Below are 21,738 nucleotides of genomic sequence, written 5' to 3' on the forward strand. Positions count from 1 at the left end.
GCCCCTCGACGCGCTGGACCGGGGACCGGTAACGACGCGGTGACGCGGACGAGCCGAGGGAAAGTTACGGTTTTGCCGCCGAAAACCGTGCCCAGGGCTCGGCATCATTGCACCCAACCACCCTCGGCACCAAACCCGCAACACACCGTAACATGGCGGACCGAAACGCGGGAGCGCGGGAGCGCGGGAGCGCGGGAGCAGGCGAGCGCGGGACGGCTCGGGAAGGACGGCCGACGCGGGACGGCTACGGCGCCTCGACCACCTCGGCCCAACGGCGCAGCAGCTGGTGGGCCTCGGTCAGGTCTGCCCCCTCGGCCCACAGATGGGTGACGGCCTCGCTGGGATCGGGCAGCACCAGCACCCAGGAGCCGTCGGGGGAGACGATGCGCACCCCGTCGGTGGTGTCGAGGGTGTGGCCGGTGTCCGGATCGACGGACTCCACGATGCGGCGCATGACGGTGCCCTTGGCCGCCCACGGAGTGGGGACGGAGCGGCGCAGGATGGCGATGGACGGGATCCGGGCGTCGATGGCGGACAGCGTCAGCCGGGTCCGTGCGACGAGGGCCAGCAGCTTCACGAAGGCGGCGAGCCCGTCGATGGCGGGGGCGAACTCGCCGACGACGAAGCCGCCCCGGCCGTCGGCGGCGAAGACGATGCCTTCCTCGCGGGCAACGCGGGTCAGCGCCGCCGCCGACAGCGAGGTTCGCCGCACGGTCAGCCCGTGGAAGCGGGTCACCTGGTCGGCCACCCGGGTGGTGGTGATTGGCAGGGCGACCTCGGCGCCCCGGCTCTCGGCGGCCACGAGGTCGAGGAAGACCAGCAGTGCCCGGTCGTCGTCGATGAGGTCGCCCCGCTCGTCGACGATGGCGATGCGCTCGCCGACGTGGTCGAAGCGCACCCCGAAGGCCGCGCCGGAACTGGCGACCAGGGCGCCGAGCCGGTCGGTCGCAAGCAGGTCGTCGGCGGCGCTGTGGGCCGGGATGATCTCGTCGACCCGGCCGTTGACGGTGAGCACGTCGACGCCGAGCCGGCCGAGCAGGGTGGGCAGCACGAGCGACGCGGAGCCGCCGGACGGATCGACGACGATCTTGAGATCCGCCTCGGCGAGGCCGGTGGTGTCGACCCGGTCGAGCAGGTCCTGGATGTAGAGGTCCAGGGTGCGGGCGGGGAAGCGCAGGTCGCCGATCTCGCCGGGGAAGGCACGGCGGAAGTCCTGGCGGGAGAAGACCCGGTCGAGCTTGCGCTGGGCGGCCGGGGACAGGTCGTCGCCGTCGGCGTCGAGGAAGAGGATGTCGATGCGTTCCGGGTCGCCGGGGGCGGTGCGCACCATGATCCCGCCGGCCGCGTTGGAGGAGCGGACGTCGAAGCGGGTCACCGGCATCGGCGAGACCTCGAGGTCGCGGATGTTGATGGCCCCGGCGGTCAGCGCGCTGATGACGGCCCGCTTGAGGGCGCGGGCGGCCCGGGAGCCGTCGCGCGCCGTGGTGACGGTGGCACCCTTCTTCAGCGTCGTGGCGTAGGCGCCGGCGATGCGGACGACGAGCTCGGGGGTGATCTCGGCGTTGATCAGGCCGGACACGCCGCGCGGGCCGAACAGGGAGCGCTGCCCGCGGGACTCCCAGATGACCGAGGTGTTGACGACCGCGCCGGCCTCGATCGTCTTGAACGGGTAGACCTTCACGTCATGGGAGACGAACGCCTCCTCGCGCACCACGCACTCGTCGCCGATGACGGCGCCCTCCTCGATCCGGGCCGCCCGCAGCACGTCGGTGCTCTTGCCGATGACGCAGCCGCGCAGGTTGGTCTGCGGGCCGATCAGCGCGTTGTCCTGGACGATCGCCCGGTGCAGGAAGGCGCCGCTTTTGACCAGTACGTTGCTGCCGAGCACGGTGAACTCCCGCAGCTCGGCGCCGGCCTCGACCTTGCTGTAGTCGCCGACGACGAGCGGGCCCTTGAGGATGGCGTCGGGGTGCACCTCCGCGTCCTCGCCGATCCACACCCCGGGTGAGACCTCGAAGCCGCCGATCTCGACGTCGACCTGCCGGTTGAGCACGTCGGCCTGGGCGCGCTGGAAGCTCGCGATGGTGCCGACGTCCTCCCAGTAGCCGGCGGCGACGTAGCCGAACACCGGTGCGCCGGCCTCGACGAGGCGGGGGAAGACGTCGCCGGACCAGTCGACCGCCTCGCCGGGCGGTACGTGCGCGAGGACCTCGGGCTCCATCACGTAGATCCCGGTGTTGACGGTGTCGGAGAACACCTGCCCCCAGGTCGGCTTCTCCAGGAAACGCTGGATACGCCCGTCCTCGCCGGTGATGACGATGCCGAACTCCAGCGGGTCGGGCACCGACTTGAGCGCCACCGTGACGAGTGCACCCTGGCGGCGGTGGAAGGCGACGAGGTCGGTGAGGTCGATGTCGGTCAGCGCGTCCCCGCTGATGACCAGGAACGCCTCGTCGCGCAGGGCGTCCTCGGCGTTCTTCACGCTGCCGGCGGTGCCGAGCGGGGTCGTCTCGGTGGCATACGACAGGTGCATGCCGAGCTCGTCGCCGGAGCCGAAGTAGGTGCGGATCATCGAGGCCAGGAACTGGACCGTCACGACCGTCTCGTCGAAGCCGTGCCGCTTGAGCAGCCGCAGCACGTGCTCCATGATCGGCCGGTTGACGACGGGCAGCAACGGCTTGGGCAGGTTGGCGGTCAGCGGACGCAGCCGGGTGCCCTCGCCGCCCGCCATGACGACGGCTCTCACCGCTTACCTCCCGCTCTCGCCGGCCCTGGGGTGGGCGCCGGTCTGGTCGTGGGCGCTGGTCTGGTCGTGGGCGCTGGTCTGGTCGTGGGCGCCGGTCCGGGTGTGGGCCCGGTAGCGCCGGGCGAGCTGGCCGGCCTGGACGAAGTAGAGCAGGCCGGACCACCAGTACAGGGCAGTACCCCAGATCGCGAACGCCCATCCGAGCGGGCGCGCCGCTGTCGCCAGCCACGAGTCCCCGGCGGAGAGCAGCAGCAGTGGGAAGGCGTAGAGCAGGTTGAACGTAGCCGCCTTGCCGAGGTAGTGCACGGGCAGGGCGACGCCCACGCCGATGCGGCGCAGCAGCGGCGGCAGGGCGAGCAGCGCCACGTCGCGGGCCAGCAGCAGGACGGCGAACCAGACCGGCACGATCTCGCGCACGGTCAGGGCGATGATCGTGGAGAGGATGTAGAGCCGGTCGGCGAGCGGGTCGAGCAGCACCCCGAGGCGACTGGTCTGGTTGAGCGCGCGGGCGAGCTTGCCGTCGAGGTAGTCGCTGACCCCGGCGAACGCGAGGATCCCCAGCGCCGCGCCGTCCGCCTCCGGCCCGAGCACCAGCCACAGGAACACCGGCACTCCGAGCAGCCGCAGCGCCGAGAGGGCGTTCGGGATCGTCCAGACCCGGTCCGGCGGCTCCGGCTCGGACGCCGCGGGCTGCGGGGTGGGCGCGGTCATGCGACGTCCCTCCTCCACCGGCGCTTCGACCGGCTCGGCGGCAGGTGCCGCGAGGTGCGGTGAGCGGCCGCCCACCACGCCCGGCGCGCCCGCGGGTCCCACCGCGGGCACGGCGCCGCCCGTCCCCACCCGGTTCCGCGCGGGGACGGGGGCGCCCGGTCGGCAGGCCGGATGGGGCTGACGCTAGCGGATGGCCGTCGCCGCTGGTCCGCCGGTCCCGGCGGCGCCGACCCGCGCCCAGCCCGCGCCCGGTCGGGCCGACCGCCGCCCTGCGCCGCCCGGTGCCGTCAGTGGATGCGGCCGACCTTGTAGGTGGAGCTGTAGATGGGACGCAGCGAGACGACGCCGCCGGTCTGCGGCGCGGCCCACATGTACCCGTTCCCGGCATAGATGCCGACGTGGTAGATGTTGCCCGGGGTGCCGTAGAAGATCAGGTCGCCGGGCTGCTTGCCGGACTGCGGCACCTTGGTGGAGACGTTGTACTGCCCCTGCGCGGTGCGCGGCAGGGACCGGCCGAGCTGCTTGAACACGTACTGGACCAGGCCCGAGCAGTCGAAGGAGTACGGTCCCTCGGCGCCCCACACGTACGGCTTGCCCTTGTTCAGCGAGGCCAGGTAGACGGCCTTCTCACCGATCGAGCTGCCCGGGATGACCTTGGGGATGGCCTGGTCGATGACCGACCCGGAGCCGGAGCCGGAGCCGGAGCGGCCGGAGCCGGTTCCGGAACCCGACGGGCTGGTGATCGTCACGGTGGCGGCGCCGGCGAGGGAGGGCCGCAGCGCGCTCGACCCGTCGAAGACGGCGGTGATGGTCGTGGTGGACAGCAGCCGGGCGGTGATCTGGGCGGTCCCGTTGGCGTCGGTGTGCAGGCGCGTCGAGGTCTGCCACTGCGGCCCGTTCACGACCACGATGCGGACGTCCTGACCCGACAGCGGGGCGCCGCTGTCGGCCTCGGTGGCACGCACGGTCAGCACGACGGGGGTGTTCGGCGCGACGGTCGACTTGTCCGCGGTGATGGAGACGTTGGTGAAGACCGGGTCGTGGTCGGCGATCGCGGTGGCGAGCGGGGAGAGGGTGCGCGCCGCGGTCAGGTCGCCGACGGCGCCGTGCCCCCCGACGAGCGCGGCCTCGTGAATCGGCGTGCCCGCGTCCAGGGAGGCGGCGCCGTCGGTCCCGCCGGGCACCGTCGCGGCGAAGGCGGCCGTCGACGCGGCGAGCGTCCCGGTCGTGAACGCGGCGATGGTGGCGGCCCGACGGGGCGGAGCCGTGGTACGGCGGCGGACCGCTGCGGAGCCTGAGGATGTGCGGGGCGCCGGCGGGCGCTGGCGACTCCGGACGAACTGTTCCCAGTCCTCCGGCAGCCAGGCCATACCACGACGGGGCAAGGTGTGTCCTTCCCGTGCGCCTACGAGGTGAGCTGCCGGGTTATGGGCCGGGGAGCCCCGTCGCCGGCCGCGCGGACCTTCGGCTCCACCCCTGGGCACGGCGCCGGTTGCGGCAGCCACACCCAGGACCATGGGTCCCCCGCGCCTGCCCCGACATACTCGGAGGGGCCGCCGAACCGGGGGCAGGACTAGGCGCATCGGTCCGACGGGTATCACTGTTCGGATGGCACGTAACCAGCACTTCATATTCCAGACAGCTATGTACGGTCGGAACAGAAGTGCTGTCGATGACCATAATGGACATACCAGCAGGGCCGGCAACCACCCCGAACCCAACGCTTGGACACGCCCCCGGAAAGCTTCCACCCCTCAGCAAAATGTGCCGCTTTTCGCACACTGCGTGACCACGGCCGGGCGATGACGGCCCTCGGGCGGCCCCTCATGACGGTTCCCACCCCGGTCCTGACCCGCCGTGTACCGTGCCGGGCCTCGCGTGACGCTACGCAGGTGATCCAGCGAGCCACCCCGCGGCCGCCGGAATCGGGACCCCCACCCGTTTTGCGGACCGCGGAAAGGCGTCGTTCCGGGACCGGACGGCGTCACGCCACGCCCATGCAGGACGCCGTGCGCGCAACACCGCACGGGCGTCGCCGCGCCCCGGACCGCGGGTCGACGAAAAGGCGGAACGGTCAGCCGGCGGATCGACCCGGGGGAATTCCCTGACCCGCGCCCGCGACCGCCGCGGGGATGGCCGGCGCCACCGGGACCGCGCCGATGGGACCCGTCGGGACGGGCACACCCGCCGCCGGCGGCACGGCAGCACCCACAGCCGGCGGCACCAAGGTGCCGGCGCGCACCGTCGAGGGTGGGATGGCGGCGGCGCGGGCGGGCGGGATGGCGGCCGCGGGCGAGGTGCCGGTCGCGCGTGCGGGCGGGAGGGTGGCCGGGCGCCCGGAGGGGACGGGGGCGGCGGGCGCGGGGCCGGAGAAGGTGTCCGCGTGCGCGTAGACCACCACGTTGTTGAGGTAGTGCTTGGTCTTGTGGTCGAAGGCGCCGCCGCAGGTGATCAGGCGCAGCTCCGGGCGGGTCACCGGCCCGTAGACCCGCTGGGTCGGGAACACCGCCTTGGACACGTCCTCGGTCCGGTCGACGATGAACGCCTGGGCCGCCCCGGTCCGCCCGGCGACCTCGACTCGGTCGCCGGGTACGAGCTGGGGCAGGCGGTAGAAGACAGCCGGCCCCGTGGTGGAGTCGTAGTGGCCGACGAGGACCGCCGGTCCGATGCCGCCCGGCGCGGGGCCGCGGTCGAACCAGCCCACGTTGCCCCACGCCTTCGGCACCGCGATCGAGCCGTCCGCGTTCAGGCCGAGACGGGTGATCGGTGCGTCGACCCCGATCCGCCGGATGCGCAGCCGGACGGGATCGTTGATGACCACCACCGGTTGCTCGACCAGCGCGGGCGGCAGGCCGGACGTGGGAGCCGCGGGGGCTGGCGGCGGTGGTGGCGGCGGGACGTCGGGCAGCTCGGCCGCCGCGTCCGTCCCGGAACCGCCGCGGACGGCGTCGAGTGCCGGTTCCGCCAGGCGGAAACCGCTGCCGGCGATGAGCACCAGGCCCACGAGGAGCAGCCCGCGCCACAGCAGGGGACGCCGCGCGGCGGCGACGGGCACCGCGTCGAAGGTGGGCACCGCGTCGAAGGTGGGCTTCCGGTGGCTGTCGTTGGTCTCGCGTCCCACAGTCCCTCCCGCCCCGTCCGCGCGCCGCTCGCGCCGCCGCTTCCGCTTGCGTCCCCGCCACAGCGAATTCACCGACTGTCACTGTAGTGAACAGGGCAACCACATTCAGTGAACATGCTTCGGCGCCCCGCGGTAAGTCGCCGGCGGCGCCCGCCATCCCGGTCGACGGCAGGACAGACCGTGGAATCCAGCAGACAAGGCGGATTTCGCGACGGCCGGACCAGCCGCACCACGCCCGGCCAGCTTGACGCGCATCTCCACACGCAGTCGCTATGGTGTCACTCGCAGTGACCTACTGATCACCGTAAGTTAGAGAGGGGACCAGATGAAGAAGGGTATGGGCCGGAGCGCCGCCGTTCTCGCGATGTCGAGTGCAGCGAGCGTCGCCCTCACCTTCGGGCCCGGCCTGGCCGCTGCCCACGCCTTCGACGACAAGGACCGCAACCGTTGCGACGACAAGAAAGACGATTCGGACATCTTTGGCGACAAGGATCGCGGGGACGATAAGGACGGCCGGGACGACAAGGATCACCGCGACGGCGACAAGGAGGTCCGGGCCGACGGCATCGACGGCAACCGGGACGACGGCCGGGACGACAAGGACGGCCGGGACGGCCGGGACGACAAGGACGGCCGGGACGACAAGGACGGCCGGGACGACAAGGACGACTGGTTCCACTGGGACGACAAGGACCGTAAGAGGGACTGCCCGGTCGGCGGCATCATCGCCGGCGCGGGTGTCGGTGTCGGTGTCGGTGTCGGTGCCGGTGCCGGTGCCGGTGCCGGTGCCGGTGCCCCGGCCGGCGGCGTGGCCGCCGGTGGCGGCGGCATGGCCGGCCACGGGTCCTCGCCCCTGCTCCCGCTGGCCGGTGCCACCGTCGGTGCCCTGCTGATCGGTGCGGGGGTGGCCCGCCGGCGCGCCCAGGGTGCAAGCTGACCCTCCTCGTCACGGCCATCAGCAGCACGGACACCCTCGTGGGTGACGGCCTCGGCCTGGTCCCACGCGGGGCCCGCGCCCGAGGGTCGGGGGTCGCGTCGACGCTGACGCGACCCCCGGTCACCACCCCGGGTCGCCGATACGGTAATGTTGCTGACGTACGGGACGTGGCGCAGCTTGGTAGCGCACCAGACTGGGGGTCTGGGGGTCGCAGGTTCAAATCCTGTCGTCCCGACAGGGAAAAACGCCCTCTTCACCGATCTTGGTGGAGGGGGCGTTCGGCTTTTCCTGCCCAGCGCATGGGCAGCCTCGGGAATCTTGGAATTCTGGGCGCGCTGGCCCGCCCGCGTGCACCTGACGAGGAGTCCGAGTGTCGGCTCGGTGCCGACGGCCTGGTCTCCCCCGCCAGCCCCATCCGTAATCGGCCGCGTACACAACCGTGCCGAGGCCTAACCACGGTTCACTGAAACCGTGGTTAGGCCTCGGCACGATCCGGCCGCACTCTGGCCCGGAAGGCGGGTGTCGGCGCGACGGGCGGTGCCGGGTGGGTCAGCCGCCGGCGGAGCTGCGGCGGTCGCCGCGTTCGCGCACGCGCACCGAGATGGAGATCGGCGATCCGGCGAAGCCGAAGTCCTCGCGCAGGCGGCGCTCCAGGAAGCGGCGGTAGGCCGGCTCCAGGAAGCCGGTGGTGAAGACGACGAAGCGCGGTGGGCGCACGCCCGCCTGGGTGGCGAACAGCACCTTCGGCACCTTGCCGCCTCGCGCGGGCGGCGGGGTGGCGCCGACGACCTCCCCGAGCCAGGTGTTGAGGCGGCCGGTGGGGATCCGGGTGCCCCAGGATTCCAGCGCCGTGCGCAGCGCCGGGGCCAGCCGGTCGGTGGCGCGCCCGGTGCGGGCCGAGACGTTCACTCGCGGCGCCCAGGCGACCCGGCCGAGGTCGCGGTCGATCTCCCGTTCGAGGGTGAGCCGCCGGTCCTCATCGACCAGGTCCCACTTGTTGAAGGCGAGGACGAGCGCCCGGCCCGCGTCGATCACCATGGTGATCACCCGCTGGTCCTGCTCGGTGAGCGGCTCGTCCGCGGCGAGCAGGACGATGGCGACCTCCGCGGCCTCCAGCGCCGCGGCGGTGCGCAGTGACGAGTAGTACTCGGCGCCGGACGCCTCGCGGATCCGCCGGCGCAGCCCGGCGGTGTCGATGAACATCCACTCCTCGCCACCGACCGTGACCAGCTCGTCCACCGGGTCCCGGGTGGTGCCGGCGACGTCGTGCACGAGCGAGCGGCGACTGCCGGCGATCTTGTTGAGCAGGCTGGACTTGCCGACGTTGGGCCGCCCGATCAGTGCGACCCGGCGCGGCCCGTCGGTCTCGGTGAAGACCTCGCGGGGCGCCTCGGGCAGCACGGCGAGCACGGCGTCGAGCAGGTCGCCGCTGCCGCGCCCGTGCAGCGCCGACACGGGGTGCGGCTCACCGAGCCCGAGCCCCCACAGGGCCGCGGCATCGGCCTCGAACCGGGCGTCGTCCACCTTGTTCGCAACGAGGATCACCGGCAGGCCGCTGCGGTGCAGCACCCGGGCGACGGCCTCGTCGGCGTCGGTGGCCCCGGTGACCACGTCGACGATGAACAGCACCGCGTCGGCGGTGTCGAGCGCCGCGGCCGCCTGCTCGGAGACCTGCGCCGCGAGCCCCGAGGCGTCGGGCTCCCAGCCGCCGGTGTCGACGAGGGTGAACCGGCGCCCGCTCCACACCGCGTCGTAGGCGATGCGGTCCCGGGTCACGCCGGGCACGTCCTCGACCACCGCGGCGCGGCGGCCGAGGATCCGGTTGACCAGCGTCGACTTGCCCACGTTGGGCCGGCCGACGACGGCCAGTACCGGCTGGCCGGCGACCGGGCCGGGCGCGTCGCCCCCGGGGCCGTCACCGGATGCCGTCTCGGCGCGGTCCATCGCTGCGTCCTGTCCGTTCATCACTGCCATCACTGCCACACCTGTCGTCGGGACCGGTGATCTCCGATGATCACGCGGCGGATTCGCCCGGGGAGGCGCGGGCGGTCTCGAGGTGATCGAGCAGCCGCACCCGGATGTCCTCGGCGACGGCGGCGAGCGCCCGGCGCGAGCGCGGGTTGGCCGGCACGTCCACCTCGAACGGCTTGCCGAAGACCACCCTGACCTGCACCGAGCGGCGCGGCCAGCGCGCGCCCTTCGGCAGGGCGTCGCCGGTGTTGAGACAGGCTACGGGGAGCACCCGGCAATGGCCGTGGACGGCGAGGTAGGCGATGCCGTGCTGGACCGCGGCCATCTCCCCGCTGCCCCGGGTGCCCTCCGGGAAGACGCCGATGGCGCCGCCGCGGGACAGCTCGTCGAGGGCGGTGTGCAGCGCCTCGCGGTCGGGGCGGCCCCGGTCGATCGGGATCTGCCCGCTGATCAGCAGCAGGCGGCCGACGATCCGGGTGTACATCTCCGACTTCACCAGGCAGCGCACGGTGCGCGGCGACTCGATCACCACCAGCGGGCCGTCCAGCCAGCTGCTGTGGTTACCCGCGAAGATCAGCGGCTCGTCCAGGGGGACGTTCTCCAGCCCCTCCAGGGTCACCCGCATGATCAGCCTGTTGATGATCCGCCGCACCCCGGGCTTGAGCACGCGGTGCGGCAGGTCGTTGTAGACCGGCGAGGCGGCGCCCCGGTGCAGCAGCCCCGTCCCGGAGGCCGGCCGGACAGTCCCGGAGGCCGGCCGGACAGTCCCGGAGGCCGGCCGGACAGTCCCGGAGGCCGGCCGGGCGGTCGTGGCGTCGGCGGACGGTTCGGGGCCCGTCACGTCGTCACGTTCGACGACTGCCCACAGCGCCGCAGGACCTCGTCGACCACCTCGGGGACGGACAGGGCCGTCGAGTCCAGCACGATCGCCCCCTCCGGGATGGCCAGCGGGTCGGCGGCGCGGCTCGAGTCGAGCGCGTCGCGCCGGTCGAGCTCGGCCAGCGTCCGCGCGACGTCGTCGACGCCCTTCTCGCCGAGCTGGCGCGACCGGCGCAGCGCCCGCACCTCCGTCGAGGCGGTGAGGAACACCTTGATCTGGGCGTCCGGCGCGACGACGGAACCGATGTCGCGGCCCTCGACGACGATGCCGCCGGGCCGGGCGGCGGCGATCACCTGGCGCTGCTGGGCGACGAGGCGCGCCCGCACCGCCGGCACCGCGGCGATGGCGCTGACCGCGTTGGTGACCGCCCTGGTGCGGATCTCGGCGTCCACACCGACGCCGTCGACGGCGATCGTCGGCTCGTCCGGGTCGGTGCCGACGGAGAGCACGGCCCGCTCGGCGAGTTCCGCGACCGCCTGCGGATCCTCGATGTCGATGCGTCGCTCCAGCGCGAGCTGGGTGACGGCGCGGTACATCGCCCCGGTGTCGAGGTAGCGAAGCCCGAGGCGCCGCGCGAGCTCGCGGGCCACCGTGCTCTTTCCCGATCCGCCGGGGCCGTCGACCGCCACGATCAGCCCCTCGGCCGGGCCGTCGGCGAGCGCGGGCGCGCTCCCCTCGGACCCGAGCAGCGCGGACGTTCCCTTCACACCGTCGGCGGCGCTCCCGCCCGTCGACAGCGCAGACCCGTGGTCGGGCTTCACCCGATTCCTCCGTCCCGGACACACATGAGAGTCGTCGAGTCGCGCCCCGCGGACCCCTTCCCGCGTCGCGTTCGCCCCGGCGCCCACCGCGAGGGCGGTAGCCGGACCGCCGGCCGCGGTCACCGGACAATGATCGTCAGGCGACTCCCGGCACGCGGACCAGGCCGAAGGGCGGGCCGGTGGCGTCAACCCGTCGGTCGCGCCGCGGCGGAACCGTCGCGGGCAACCCGGATCAGGCTACTCGGTACCGCATCAGGATCGTCGGTATGCCGTCCACCCGGTGCTTGTGAGGCGGTCGACGAGACTGTCCGCAACCGCCGGATCGACGGCGAGTTCGACGATGCCGGCCGGCGCATCCAGGCTGTGCTCGAACGGGCCGACATCTTCGATGTTGATGTCCCAGGTGCCGATGAGGCCGACGATCGCGGCGAGCTGCCCGGGCCGGTCGTCGAGCACGACGCCGACCCAGCCCCAGGGCCTCGCCGTGGCACCGGCCTTACGCGGCAGCAGCGCGCGGCCCGCTTGCCCGTCCCGCATGAGCCGGGTGACCGCCGTGGTGACCTCGTCGGCGCCGGCGGCGTCGAGGACGTCGGCCAGGGCGGTCAGCCGGGAGCCGAGGTCGCGCATCCGCCGGGCGATCGGCCCCCGGTTGCCCTCGACGATCCCCGCCCACAGCTCGGCGTCGCTGTCGGCGAGCCGGGTCGTGTCCCGGAACCCCTGGCCGGCGAGCGGAACCTCCCGCGGCGACAGGCCCACCAGCACCCCGGCGAGCGCGCTCGCGACGAGCTGGGGCACGTGCGAGACGGTCGCCATCGCCTCGTCGTGACGCTGCGGCGTGGTCCGCACCGGGGTGGCGCCGCAGGCCAGGGCCAGTGCCACGGTGGCGTGCAGAGCCGCGGCGCCGGTGTGCGGGACCGGGCAGACCGCCCACACCCGCTCGGCGAACAGGTCGGCGCGCGCCGAGACCGCGCCGTGGCGCTCCCGCCCGGCGATGGGATGCGCCGGGCACCACGTCGACAGGTCGCAGCCGAGCTGGACGCCCTCGACCAGCGGGCGGACCTTGACGCTGCCGGCATCGCTGACCGTGTCGGCGAGCCCGCTGCGGGCCAGCGCCCGGACCTCGCCCGGGATCGTCGGCAGCGGAGTGGCGACGACGGCGTGCTCGACCCGCTCCCCCGCCCAGGGAAGCCCCGCGCCCATCTTCGCGGCGATGGCGACCTGCGCCTCGTCGGCGTCGCGGAGCAGGACCTCCACGCCCTGCGCGGACAGCGCCAGCCCGATGCTGGTGCCAATGAGACCCGTGCCGACCACACCGACCCGGCGCAGCCGCGGCAACTGGGCATCATCCCAGCCCGATCCGACCATGGCCGACAGCCTATGGCGACATCTTTCGGCACACTCGCCGTGCTCGGGCCTGCGGCGCTCCTTGTCGCTACCTGGCGCCAGTGTGTGTCGCTGCGAGTAGGTCCTCGGTCAGTGGCCGTGGGGATCTGGTCGGGCGACGGGGGTCGCCTCGGGGCTCGGTGTGCCCACCGGCCGCCACACCTTCCGTACCTTTCCGTGACCATCTGTGCACAAAATCATGCCGAGGTTTGGTCACGGTTTTTGGCACTGAAACCGTAACTAGACCTCGGCACGATCTGGCCGCGACCTGGCCGGAAACCGGGCTGGCGGGCTGGCGGGCAGGCCGGCGGCAGGGCCGTGCGACGCCGGTCGGGCTAGCGGACGGCTATGGAAGGTAACGAGAATGATTCGGACTTATCAACCTAGAGGCCGACGTTGCGATAGAGGGCGCCGATCTCGCCGCGGGTGAGGTGGCGGGCCCGCCCGGAGCGCAGCGTGCCGAGATGCACCGCGCCGAGCCGGGTGCGAACCAGCCGATGCACCGGGTAACCGACGGTCTCCATCATCCGGCGGACGATGCGCTTGCGACCCTCGTGCACGACGATCTCCAGCATCACCCGGCCGTTCGCCTGATCGACGATCTGCACCGAGTCCGCCCGCGCCGGCCCGTCGTCGAGCTCGACGCCGGCGCGCAGCGTGCGCGGCACCTCACGACGAAACGGCCCGGAGACCTCGACCAGGTAGGTCTTCGGCACCTCGAAGGAGGGATGGGTCAGCCGGTGGGCGAGCTCGCCGTCGTTGGTGACCAGCAGCAGCCCCTCGCTGTCGCCGTCGAGGCGGCCGACGTGGAACAGCCCGCCGCCGCCGAACTCGGTGAGCAGGTCGGCGATGGTGGGCCGGCCGCGGTCGTCGGACATGGCCGACAGCACCCCGCGCGGCTTGTTCAGCGCGAGATGGACCAGGCCGGTGCGCGTGACGATCCGCTCGCCGTCGACCTCGATGATCGCGGTCTCCGGGTCGACGCGGCGGCCCTGCTCGCGCACGACGGCGCCGTCCACACTGACCCGGCCGGCGGCGATGAGCTCCTCGCTGTGCCGGCGGGAACCCACGCCGGCCGCGGCGAGCACCTTCTGCAGCCGGATGCCCTCGTCCGCGGCGGAACCCGAGTCCCGCGGCGCCCGCGCGGGGCGGGCCTCCCGGGCAGGGCGCGCCTCACCACGAGCAGGGCGCGCCTCACCACCACGGGCAGGGCGCGCCTCACCACGAGCAGGGCGGGCCTCCCGAGAAGGGCGGCCGTCCGCGGGCGGGCGGCCGTCCCGGCGGGCGCGGGCGTCGCGCGGCGCGCGGGGGCGGTCAGCAGCAGCGTTCATGGGGCAACGATGTCATCCAGATCGTCGAGTCCGGGCAGCAGGGGGGCCAGCGGGGGGAGCTCGTCGAGCCCGCGCAGGCCCATCCGTTCGAGGAAGTAGTCGGTCGTTCCGTACAGGATGGCACCGGTTTCGGGATCGTGCCCGACCTCCTCGACGAGCCGGCGGGCGGTGAGCGTGCGGATCACACCGTCGGCGGAGACGCCGCGCACCGCGGAGATCCGCCCGCGACTGACCGGCTGCTGGTAGGCGACGACGGCGAGGGTCTCCAGCGCCGCCTGGGACAGCCGGGCGGACTGGCCGGCGAGCACGAAGCCCTCCACCCAGGGGGCACACTCGTCGGCGGTGTAGAACCGCCAGCCGGCGCCGACGTGGCGCAGCCGGAAGCCGCGGCCCTCGCGGGCGTAGCCCTCGGCGAGCTCGGGAAGCAGCCGCTCGATCTCGCGGGCCGGGGCGCCGAGCCCGGTGGCGAGCTCCGCGACGCCGACCGGCCGCTCGGCGACCATGAGCACCGCCTCCAGCAGCGCCGCCAGCGGCGGCCGATCCGCGCCGGCGACCCTGGGCGGCACCGGCCCGCCCGCCGTCGCGCCGCCTGCGCCCGCGTCTAGCTGTTCCGTCACGATGCCACCTCCCGCGGTTCGTCGTCGGCCGGATCCTCCCCGTACAGCCCCCGGCCGATGGAGAGCAGGTCGGCGTCCGCGGCCGGGTCGACGGCGATCCAGCGCACCATCAGCTCCCCGAGGGGGATCTCCTGGTCGAAGGAGATCCGCCCCTCGCGAAACAGTTCCAGCAGGGCCAGGAACCGGGCGACCACCTCGATCGTCTGCTGGCAGCCCGCGCACAGCGTGCGGAAGTCCGCGGCGCCGAGTTCCCGCAGCAGCGAGATGATCGCGAGCATGTGCTCCCGGACGCTGATCCGGGGCAGGTGCACGTGGTCGGTGGCGACCAGCGGCGGCAGCGGCGGCTCGCGCAGCCGCGCGGCCAGCGCCGCGAGCTCCGCGGGGCCGATGCCGATCTGCACCTCGGGCAGGGCGGCGGCGTAGCGGGGCTCCAGCGGCACGGCGCGGGGCACGTGCCGGGCCTCCAGCGCCATCAACCCGGCGAACAGCGCCGACGCCTCCTTGTACGCCCTGTACTGCAGCAGCCGGGCGAACAGCAGGTCGCGGGCCTCCAGCAGGGCGAGGTCCTCGGATTCGTCCTCGGACAGCGCGCCGGGCAGCAGCCGGGCGGCCTTGAGGTCGAGCAGGGTCGCCGCGATCACCAGGAACTCGGTGGCCTGGCCGAGGTCGAACCGGTCCCCCAGCCGGCGGATGTGCGCGACGAACTCGTCGGTGACCTGGGACAGCGCGACCTCGGTCACGTCGAGGCGATGCTTGGCGATGAGCGAGAGCAGCAGGTCGAACGGGCCGGTGAAGTTGGCGAGCTCGACGACGAAGGGCTCGGTCCGCCCGCCACGGGCGGTCGGCGTCGCCACCGGCTCGGACCCGGCTGCACCGGGAGCCGACGGGCCCGGCGCCGGCGAGTCGGGCGCGGCGGGGGCGCCGGCATCGGCTCGGGCTCGGGTCATGGCGCCACGCTACGCCCCAGGCCACCGGTCATGATCGTCGTCAAGCCAGGTTGAGGCCGATCAGGGAGGCGAGCCCGCGCAGCAGCGGGCCGATGAGCTGGCCGACGACCGACGGGAACCCGACGAACAGCACCGGCAGCAGCAGCAGCGCCAGCAGGATGACGAGGCCGATGTTGCCGTCGGTGAGCCGGTGGTGGGCGCTGCGCCAGCCCGGGGAGGTCCCGCCGAGCAGGAACACCAGCCGTCCGGCGTCCGTCGGCGGGACCGGGATGAGGCTGACGATGAACATCGAACCGAAGGTGATCGCCAGCCACAGGGTGAACTCGGCGGCGAAGCTGTCCGGCACGGTCACCTCGGTGACCCGGTCGCCGAGGAAGATCCGAGCCGGGTCGCCGACCACCTGGAACAGCGCGAGCGAGCCGAGGGCGAGCAGCAGGTAGGCCAGCGGGCCCGCGAGCACCGCGGCCGCGACGTGGAAGCGGCGCCGCCGCCACACGTCGTTCATCGGCACCGACTCGGCCCAGCCGTGGCCGACGATGAACACGGCGAGCCCGCTGAAGGGGCTGAGCCTGTCCTTGACCCCGGTGGTCAGCCGGCCGCTGCGCAGCGGGGTGGGGTCACGGACGACGCGCGCGGTGAGGACCTGGGCGGCGTCGTGCGCGAACACCCCGATCAGGAACGCGACAACGATCCCGAGCAGCGCCGCCGGCTCGGCGAGATGGAAAAGCACGTTGCTACCTTTTCGCCCCGATCATCCAAAAGCCCGGATTCAGCCGACGAGTGGGGGCGTGTTGTGCCGGACCATCAGCTCGCGGGCCAGCCGCCGGTAGCCGGCGGCGCCGACCGAGGTCGGCGCGTACGTCGTGATCGGCTCACCGGCCACGGTCGTCTCCGGGAAGCGGACCGTGCGGTTGATCACTGTGTGGAACACCTCGGCGGGGAACCGCTCGACGACGCGGGCCAGCACCTCGCGGGCGTGCAGCGTGCGGGCGTCGTACATGGTGGCCAGGATGCCGGCGAGCTCGAGGCGCGAGTTGAGCCGCTCGCGCACCTTGTCGATGGTCTGCAGCAGCAGCGCGACGCCGCGCAGCGCGAAGTACTCGCATTCCAGCGGGACGATGACGGCGTCCGCCGCGGTCAGCGCGTTCACGGTCAGCAGGCCGAGCGAGGGCTGGCAGTCGACGAGGATGACGTCGTAGTCGTCGAGGATGGGGGCCAGCGCGCGGGCGAGGCTGTGCTCCCGGCCGACCTCGGTGACCAGCAGCACCTCGGCGGCGGACAGGTCGATGTTGCTCGGCAACAGGTCGAGGCCGTCGACCTGGGTCTCGACGATGACGTCGCGGACGTGGGCGTCCCCGCCGAGCAGCAGATCGTGCACGGTCAGGTCGAACTGCATCGGGTTGATGCCGAGGCCGACCGACAGCGCGCCCTGCGGGTCGAAGTCGACCAGCAGCACGCGGCGGCCGTACTCGGCGAGGGCGGCGCCGAGATTGATCGTGCTGGTGGTCTTGCCGACGCCGCCCTTCTGGTTGCACATGGCCACGATCCAGGCGGGACCGTGGGAGGTCAGCGGGACGGGGACGGGGAACGACGGCAGCGGCCGGCCGGTGGGGCCCGGCTGGCCCACCCCCTCGTCGACGCTCTCGCCGCCGGCTTCGAGCCGCCCGTCCTCAGACAACCGGGGGTCACCGACGGTCACCTCGCCGTAGGAGAGGCGGATCGGGGAATCGACGGAGGGAGCGTCGGCAAATCGGACCACGGAGGGGTTGCTCCTTCTACAAAGAGCAGAAACGGACCGGTAGGAGCGTACCGACACTGACCCGTTCCCGGCGGCGCTGGGTGGCCGTAAAGCGGCGTGTCGCGCCATCCGGGGCGGTGCGCGTTGGACGGGTCACGCCCACAGGGGTACGAAATCATGCACCAGGGGTCACCGATGCGGTTCGGTCAGGCTTGCACCGCTTCGGATGTGGCCCGCGAGCGTGCTCGGCGGGTCAGACAGCGATGCGGGTCGGGCGGCGATGAGGCGTTTTTCCAAGCGAAGGGAGCTCTCCTATGGGCGCACAGACGGTGGAAGCGGTGGTGGCCCGGCACAAGGGCGCGCCGGTCGGCCTGGAGCGGATCGTCGTCCCGGACCCGGGGCCGGGCGAGGCCCGCGTGCGCGTGCGCGCCTGCGGCGTGTGCCACACCGATCTGCACTACCGCGAGGGCGCGATCAACGACGACTACCCGTTCCTGCTGGGCCACGAGGCCGCCGGCACGGTCGAGTCGGTCGGCGAGGGCGTGACGGGCCTGGCCCCCGGGGACTACGTGGTGCTGGCCTGGCGGGCGCCGTGCGGGACGTGTCGGGCCTGCCGGCGCGGGATGGCCTGGTACTGCTTCGACTCCCGCAACGCCGCGCAGCCGATGACCCTCGAGGACGGCACGCCGCTGGCGCCGGCGCTGGGCATCGGGGCGTTCACGCCGCTCACCCTGGTCGCCGCGGGCCAGTGCGTGCCCGTGGACCCGGCCGCGCGACCGGAGGCCGCCGGTCTGATCGGCTGCGGGGTGATGGCCGGCTTCGGCGCGGCGGTGAACACCGGGCGGGTCACCCGCGGGGAGACGGTGGCGGTGATCGGCTGCGGCGGCGTCGGGAACGCGGCGATCGCCGGGGCCGCCATCGCCGGCGCCCGGAAGATCATCGCGGTGGACGTCGACGAGCGCAAGCTGACCTGGGCCCGCCACTTCGGAGCCACCGACACCGTGGACGCCCGTTCGGCCGACCCCGTGCAGGCGGTCCGCGACCTCACCGACGGCTTCGGCGCCGACGTCGTCATCGAGGCGGTGGGCCGTCCCGAGACGTACCGGCAGGCGTTCGACGCCCGCGACCTGGCCGGGCGGCTGGTCCTGGTGGGGGTGCCGGATCCGACGATGACCGTGGAGCTGCCGCTCGCGGAGGTCTTCGGCCGCGGCGGCCACCTGTCGTCGTCCTGGTACGGGGACTGCCTGCCGAGCCGCGACTTCCCGATCCTCATCGACCTGTACCGCCGGGGCCGCCTTGACCTCGACGCCTTCGTCACCGAGACGGTCGGGATCGCCGACGTGGAGGAGGCGTTCGCGCGGATGCGCCGCGGCGACGTGCTGCGCAGCGTCGTCGTCCTCTAGCCACCCCGCATCCCCGAACCACCCCGCATCCCCCAACCACCCCGCATCCCCCAACCACCCCGCATCCTCCAGGTGCCCGCGGCCCGCCGGGTGCCCCCGCGAGCGGGACCGCCGCCACCCCGTCGGGGTGGCGGCGAGGGTCGCCGGCGGCGGTGGTGTCACGCCGACGGTGGGTCGACCCGAATTCCGGATGCGCCCGATACGGTCGACGAGTCGGGGATCGCCGCCGGCCGGCGGCCGCCCCGGCGCACAGCGGGCGGACCATCCGGGTTTCCAGCCCGATCGGGAATTCGGGAATATTCGGGAATAGAGGAGCGGGCGCCATGACCGGCAATGCGGGGCTTCGAGTGGACCGCGTGATCACCCGCGGCGACTTCACCCTGGACGGCCAGACGTTCACGGTCGATAACAACGTCTGGCTCGTCGGCAACGACCAGGAGGTCCTGGTCATCGACGCCGCGCACGACCCGTCGGTGATCGCGGCGGCGGTCGGCGCCCGCGTCGTGACCTCGATCATCGCCACCCACGGGCACAACGACCACATCAACGCGGCGGCGGAGCTCGCCGACCTGGTGCGGGCGCCGATCGCGCTGCACCCGGCCGACGTGATGCTGTGGCGGACGATCTACCCGCACCGCGCTCCCGACCGCTCGCTCGCCGACGGGCAGCTCGTCGGTCTGCCCGGCGGCGGGTCGCTGCGGGTGCTGCACACCCCGGGCCACTCCCCCGGCGGGGTCTGCCTGTTCGGCGAGCTGAACGCCGACCCGGTGCTGTTCAGCGGCGACACGCTGTTCCGCGGCGGCCCGGGGGCCACCGGGCGGTCCTACTCGGACTTCCCGACGATCCTCGCCTCGATCCGCACGAAACTGCTTACCCTGCCAGCGAACACCGTCGTGCACACCGGGCACGGCGACGACACGACCATCGGCGAGGAGGGCGTCGACTACGACGACTGGGTCCGCCGGGGCCGCTGACGGACGACGCAGGGCCGACCGGGCACCGTGGGGCGGTCACAGCCGCCCCGCCGTATGCCGATGATGGTGGTCGCTGCGGGTGTGCCGCATGGCCCACATCGGCGCGACGACGGCGACCAGCGCGACCGCGACACCGACCTGCAGGACGTGCCGGATCCAGTCGACGCCGCCAGTGTGGCGCACCCCGATCGCGCTGGCGATCACGTTGCCGACCAGCGCGCCCACGATGCCGAGGGCGACCGTCAGCCAGATCGGAATGTCCTGCCTACCCCGGAGGATCAGCCGGGCCAGCACGCCGATCACCAGACCGGCAAGAATGATCCATAGAATTTGAAACACCGCACACCCCCAACGGAGAGCCTGCCCTGGTTTTCTCCGTCACCGCCCGGATACAAACCCGCCGGACACAGGCGGGCAATCCAGATAAACGGCTCGGGTCCTCGGCGAGGCCGGGCCGAAATGCGGTCAGCGCGGCAGAATCCGGGCGTCGACCGCGTGCAGATTAACGGTCAGACGGCCCTGGTTCACCCCGGCAATCACATCGACCAGGAAGTATCCGTGTAGCCGGTAGAAGCCCTGGGCGAAGTCGAAACTGGCGCCGCCGACGGCCAACCCGGCCAGCCGGTAGGTCGTGCCCGTGCAGCCCAGGTGGGGATCGAAGCCCGGCGTCTGCCCGAAGCCCAGCGCGTCGCACGACCCGAACAGGGTGAAGTTCGGCAGCGGGTCGCCCCCGAGGTCGGGGCCGGGGAAGAAGGTCTGTTCGTTGCCCTGCGCCGGCGCGAGGACCTCGAGGAAGACGACGCCGGTGTTGTGGGCGGTGACGAAGTCGCCGAACTGCCGGCCCTGGGAGAGCTGCCCGATCGCCCCGCGGAACGCGGGAACCGCCGACAGGGGCACCATCTGCGCCGACGTCAGGACGGTGACAACCGGTGACGGCGCAGCCGGGGACGGCGGCCCGCCGGGCACGCCGGCAGGTCGGCCGACGCCGGACCGGGGCCGCAGGTCGAGCCCGGAGCCGGGGCCGCCGGAGGGAACGACCTGGATCACCCGCGGCGGCGCGGGCTGCCCGGACGGGGAGTGATCGGACTCGTCCGCGGCGTGCGCGGCCCCCAGCGCGGCCAGGCCGGCGGCCGTCGCGGCCAGTGCGGCGAGGGCCGCCGTCCGCCTGGGGTGCCGGCCCGCCTGGCGAGCCCTGCCACGCCGCCCGCCGGCCGCGCCCAGCTCCCCGGCGCCATCCGGCTCCACCGGGCCTGCCGACCCCGACCCGGTCTGACCGCCGTCCGCGCTTCCCGGCCCGACCTGCGGTGCGGCCCACGACTGCGCCTCGGTCCGTCCCACCGACCACGCGCTGGACGGGGACCCGACAGCCCCGCCGGTCGCGGCACCGGTCGACGCCGGCCCACTCGACTGCGTTCGGGCTCCCGCGGGCGTTGCGGCCCGCGCGGCGGTACCCGCATCCGCGGCGGTTGCGGCCGGGCTGGGCGAGCCCGACGCACCAGCCGAGGAAGGGCCTCCGGTCGAGGTCCCCTCGCCGGAGAGGTCCGCCGGGCGTCGTGCCGGCCCCGCACCGCCGGGGTGATCCCCACCGGCCTTGAGCGCCGGACCGGCCGTGAGCTCCGGACCGGCCGGACCCTCCCAACCGGACGAACCCTCCCAACCGGCCGAGCTCTCCCAGACGAACGAGCCCTCCTGACCGGGCGAAGCAGGCGTCTGTGCCGGGGCACCCGCGCCGGTCTCGGCCCCCGCAGAACCCGCGGAATCCGCCGTCGAGAACGTCACCCCCGCGGACGTCCCTGAGCCGGACGTCCCTGAGCCGGACGTCCTGTCCGCCGCCCGCGCCGGCATGTCCGCACGAGCTGGCCTGTCCGAGGCGGCCGGCTTGTCCGTCCGGGCCGACTTCCCCGAGCCGGCGGGCTTCCCCGAGCCGGCGGGCTTCCCCGAGCCGGCGGGCTTCCCCGGCCCGCCGGACTTCCCTCGACGGGCCGGATGAGCCGCCGGTCCCGATCCCTCCCACGCATCCGCGCCGATCGACGTCTCCGGGCCGGAGGTCTCCGCACCGACCGGTGCCGCCGACGGCGGCGCGGGGTCGTCGGCCAGGGCCCGGTCCGCGAGGCCGGCTGTCGATGTCCCGTCCGCGGGGCCGGGGTCGGGTATGGCCGCCGAGGCCGGGTCGTCGGGGGTCTGATCGGGTGGGTACACGTCGAGCCCGGGGCGGCGC

18 protein-coding genes and 1 tRNA gene are annotated in these 21,738 nt (G+C 73.4%); 4 read left to right on the forward strand and 15 right to left on the reverse strand.

Annotated features, from left to right (window positions below):
• Positions 1-244: 244 nt before the first annotated feature.
• The 4 genes from FRAQA3DRAFT_RS13095 to FRAQA3DRAFT_RS13110 form a co-directional block, all read right to left on the reverse strand.
• Positions 245-2,731 carry a mannose-1-phosphate guanyltransferase gene (locus tag FRAQA3DRAFT_RS13095; protein ID WP_035920925.1) on the reverse strand — a complete coding sequence of 829 codons (2,487 nt, stop codon included), beginning with the start codon at positions 2,729-2,731 and terminating at the stop codon, positions 245-247.
• A gap of 18 nt (positions 2,732-2,749) precedes the next feature.
• Entirely contained in the window at positions 2,750-3,457 is a 708-nt protein-coding gene (locus FRAQA3DRAFT_RS13100) for a CDP-alcohol phosphatidyltransferase family protein (protein ID WP_009739512.1), read from the reverse strand.
• Positions 3,458-3,744: 287 nt separating this feature from the next.
• Positions 3,745-4,842 (reverse strand): C40 family peptidase, encoded by a 1,098-nt coding sequence (locus FRAQA3DRAFT_RS13105; RefSeq protein ID WP_009739513.1) that lies wholly within the window; start codon positions 4,840-4,842, stop codon positions 3,745-3,747.
• Positions 4,843-5,531: 689 nt separating this feature from the next.
• Complete coding sequence (locus FRAQA3DRAFT_RS13110; protein WP_009739514.1) at positions 5,532-6,578, reverse strand: class F sortase; 1,047 nt, start codon at positions 6,576-6,578, stop codon at positions 5,532-5,534.
• Positions 6,579-6,903: 325 nt separating this feature from the next.
• Between FRAQA3DRAFT_RS13110 and FRAQA3DRAFT_RS13115 the strand changes: the two genes are divergently transcribed.
• Together FRAQA3DRAFT_RS13115 and FRAQA3DRAFT_RS13120 are read left to right on the forward strand one after the other, a co-directional pair.
• Entirely contained in the window at positions 6,904-7,515 is a 612-nt protein-coding gene (locus FRAQA3DRAFT_RS13115; protein ID WP_009739515.1) for a hypothetical protein, read from the forward strand.
• Positions 7,516-7,676: 161 nt separating this feature from the next.
• Positions 7,677-7,750 (forward strand) — tRNA-Pro (locus tag FRAQA3DRAFT_RS13120).
• A 314-nt stretch (positions 7,751-8,064) separates the two neighbouring features.
• Here the strand turns inward: FRAQA3DRAFT_RS13120 and der are convergent.
• The 9 genes from der to FRAQA3DRAFT_RS13165 form a co-directional block, all read right to left on the reverse strand.
• A complete protein-coding gene (der, locus tag FRAQA3DRAFT_RS13125) occupies positions 8,065-9,459 on the reverse strand; it encodes a ribosome biogenesis GTPase Der (RefSeq protein ID WP_009739516.1) in 1,395 nt (464 codons plus the stop codon).
• A 70-nt stretch (positions 9,460-9,529) separates the two neighbouring features.
• Complete coding sequence (locus tag FRAQA3DRAFT_RS13130; protein ID WP_009739517.1) at positions 9,530-10,327, reverse strand: 1-acyl-sn-glycerol-3-phosphate acyltransferase; 798 nt, start codon at positions 10,325-10,327, stop codon at positions 9,530-9,532.
• The gene (gene cmk / locus FRAQA3DRAFT_RS13135; RefSeq protein ID WP_009739518.1) at positions 10,324-11,127 is read right to left on the reverse strand and encodes a (d)CMP kinase; all 804 of its coding nucleotides are present in this window, start codon (positions 11,125-11,127) and stop codon (positions 10,324-10,326) included. Before cmk ends, FRAQA3DRAFT_RS13130 begins: the two co-directional genes overlap by 4 nt.
• Positions 11,128-11,379: 252 nt before the next feature.
• The gene (locus FRAQA3DRAFT_RS13140) at positions 11,380-12,492 is read right to left on the reverse strand and encodes a prephenate dehydrogenase (protein ID WP_009739519.1); all 1,113 of its coding nucleotides are present in this window, start codon (positions 12,490-12,492) and stop codon (positions 11,380-11,382) included.
• Between the two features lie 401 nt (positions 12,493-12,893).
• On the reverse strand, positions 12,894-13,841 hold the full coding sequence (locus tag FRAQA3DRAFT_RS13145) for a pseudouridine synthase (RefSeq protein ID WP_009739520.1): 948 nt from the start codon (positions 13,839-13,841) through the stop codon (positions 12,894-12,896).
• On the reverse strand, positions 13,838-14,458 hold the full coding sequence (gene scpB / locus FRAQA3DRAFT_RS13150) for an SMC-Scp complex subunit ScpB (protein WP_009739521.1): 621 nt from the start codon (positions 14,456-14,458) through the stop codon (positions 13,838-13,840). The genes FRAQA3DRAFT_RS13145 and scpB overlap by 4 nt, the downstream gene beginning before the upstream one ends.
• The gene (locus FRAQA3DRAFT_RS13155; protein WP_009739522.1) at positions 14,455-15,405 is read right to left on the reverse strand and encodes a ScpA family protein; all 951 of its coding nucleotides are present in this window, start codon (positions 15,403-15,405) and stop codon (positions 14,455-14,457) included. The genes scpB and FRAQA3DRAFT_RS13155 overlap by 4 nt, the downstream gene beginning before the upstream one ends.
• A gap of 40 nt (positions 15,406-15,445) precedes the next feature.
• Positions 15,446-16,135 carry a peptidase M50 gene (locus tag FRAQA3DRAFT_RS13160; RefSeq protein ID WP_009739523.1) on the reverse strand — a complete coding sequence of 230 codons (690 nt, stop codon included), beginning with the start codon at positions 16,133-16,135 and terminating at the stop codon, positions 15,446-15,448.
• A gap of 39 nt (positions 16,136-16,174) precedes the next feature.
• Positions 16,175-17,164 carry a ParA family protein gene (locus tag FRAQA3DRAFT_RS13165; protein ID WP_009739524.1) on the reverse strand — a complete coding sequence of 330 codons (990 nt, stop codon included), beginning with the start codon at positions 17,162-17,164 and terminating at the stop codon, positions 16,175-16,177.
• Positions 17,165-17,457: 293 nt separating this feature from the next.
• On the opposite strand from FRAQA3DRAFT_RS13165, the gene FRAQA3DRAFT_RS13170 reads away from it, so the two are divergent.
• Together FRAQA3DRAFT_RS13170 and FRAQA3DRAFT_RS13175 are read left to right on the forward strand one after the other, a co-directional pair.
• The gene (locus tag FRAQA3DRAFT_RS13170; RefSeq protein ID WP_009739525.1) at positions 17,458-18,546 is read left to right on the forward strand and encodes an S-(hydroxymethyl)mycothiol dehydrogenase; all 1,089 of its coding nucleotides are present in this window, start codon (positions 17,458-17,460) and stop codon (positions 18,544-18,546) included.
• Between the two features lie 323 nt (positions 18,547-18,869).
• Positions 18,870-19,520, forward strand: a complete 651-nt coding sequence (locus tag FRAQA3DRAFT_RS13175) for an MBL fold metallo-hydrolase (RefSeq protein ID WP_009739526.1) — start codon at positions 18,870-18,872, stop codon at positions 19,518-19,520.
• A gap of 36 nt (positions 19,521-19,556) precedes the next feature.
• On the opposite strand, the gene FRAQA3DRAFT_RS13180 is transcribed toward FRAQA3DRAFT_RS13175, so the two are convergent.
• Together FRAQA3DRAFT_RS13180 and FRAQA3DRAFT_RS13185 are read right to left on the reverse strand one after the other, a co-directional pair.
• Positions 19,557-19,859, reverse strand: a complete 303-nt coding sequence (locus FRAQA3DRAFT_RS13180) for a GlsB/YeaQ/YmgE family stress response membrane protein (RefSeq protein WP_009739527.1) — start codon at positions 19,857-19,859, stop codon at positions 19,557-19,559.
• Between the two features lie 126 nt (positions 19,860-19,985).
• Positions 19,986-20,765, reverse strand: coding sequence for a hypothetical protein (locus FRAQA3DRAFT_RS13185; protein WP_035920931.1), 780 nt, complete (start codon positions 20,763-20,765; stop codon positions 19,986-19,988).
• Positions 20,766-21,738: the final 973 nt, after the last annotated feature.

The sequence above is a fragment of the Frankia sp. QA3 genome, assembly GCF_000262465.1.
Taxonomy (GTDB): Bacteria; Actinomycetota; Actinomycetes; order Frankiales; family Frankiaceae; genus Frankia.

Excerpts from the sequence above, each read along its gene's own strand:
- FRAQA3DRAFT_RS13095 (WP_035920925.1), bottom strand. The coding sequence starts at position 2,731 with ATGGCGGGCGGCGAGGGCACCCGGCTGCGTCCGCTGACCGCCAACCTG.
- FRAQA3DRAFT_RS13100 (WP_009739512.1), bottom strand. The coding sequence starts at position 3,457 with ATGACCGCGCCCACCCCGCAGCCCGCGGCGTCCGAGCCGGAGCCGCCG.
- FRAQA3DRAFT_RS13115 (WP_009739515.1), top strand. The coding sequence starts at position 6,904 with ATGAAGAAGGGTATGGGCCGGAGCGCCGCCGTTCTCGCGATGTCGAGT.
- der (WP_009739516.1), bottom strand. The coding sequence starts at position 9,459 with ATGGACCGCGCCGAGACGGCATCCGGTGACGGCCCCGGGGGCGACGCG.
- FRAQA3DRAFT_RS13140 (WP_009739519.1), bottom strand. The coding sequence starts at position 12,492 with ATGGTCGGATCGGGCTGGGATGATGCCCAGTTGCCGCGGCTGCGCCGG.
- FRAQA3DRAFT_RS13145 (WP_009739520.1), bottom strand. The coding sequence starts at position 13,841 with ATGAACGCTGCTGCTGACCGCCCCCGCGCGCCGCGCGACGCCCGCGCC.
- FRAQA3DRAFT_RS13155 (WP_009739522.1), bottom strand. The coding sequence starts at position 15,405 with ATGACCCGAGCCCGAGCCGATGCCGGCGCCCCCGCCGCGCCCGACTCG.
- FRAQA3DRAFT_RS13170 (WP_009739525.1), top strand. The coding sequence starts at position 17,458 with ATGGGCGCACAGACGGTGGAAGCGGTGGTGGCCCGGCACAAGGGCGCG.
- FRAQA3DRAFT_RS13175 (WP_009739526.1), top strand. The coding sequence starts at position 18,870 with ATGACCGGCAATGCGGGGCTTCGAGTGGACCGCGTGATCACCCGCGGC.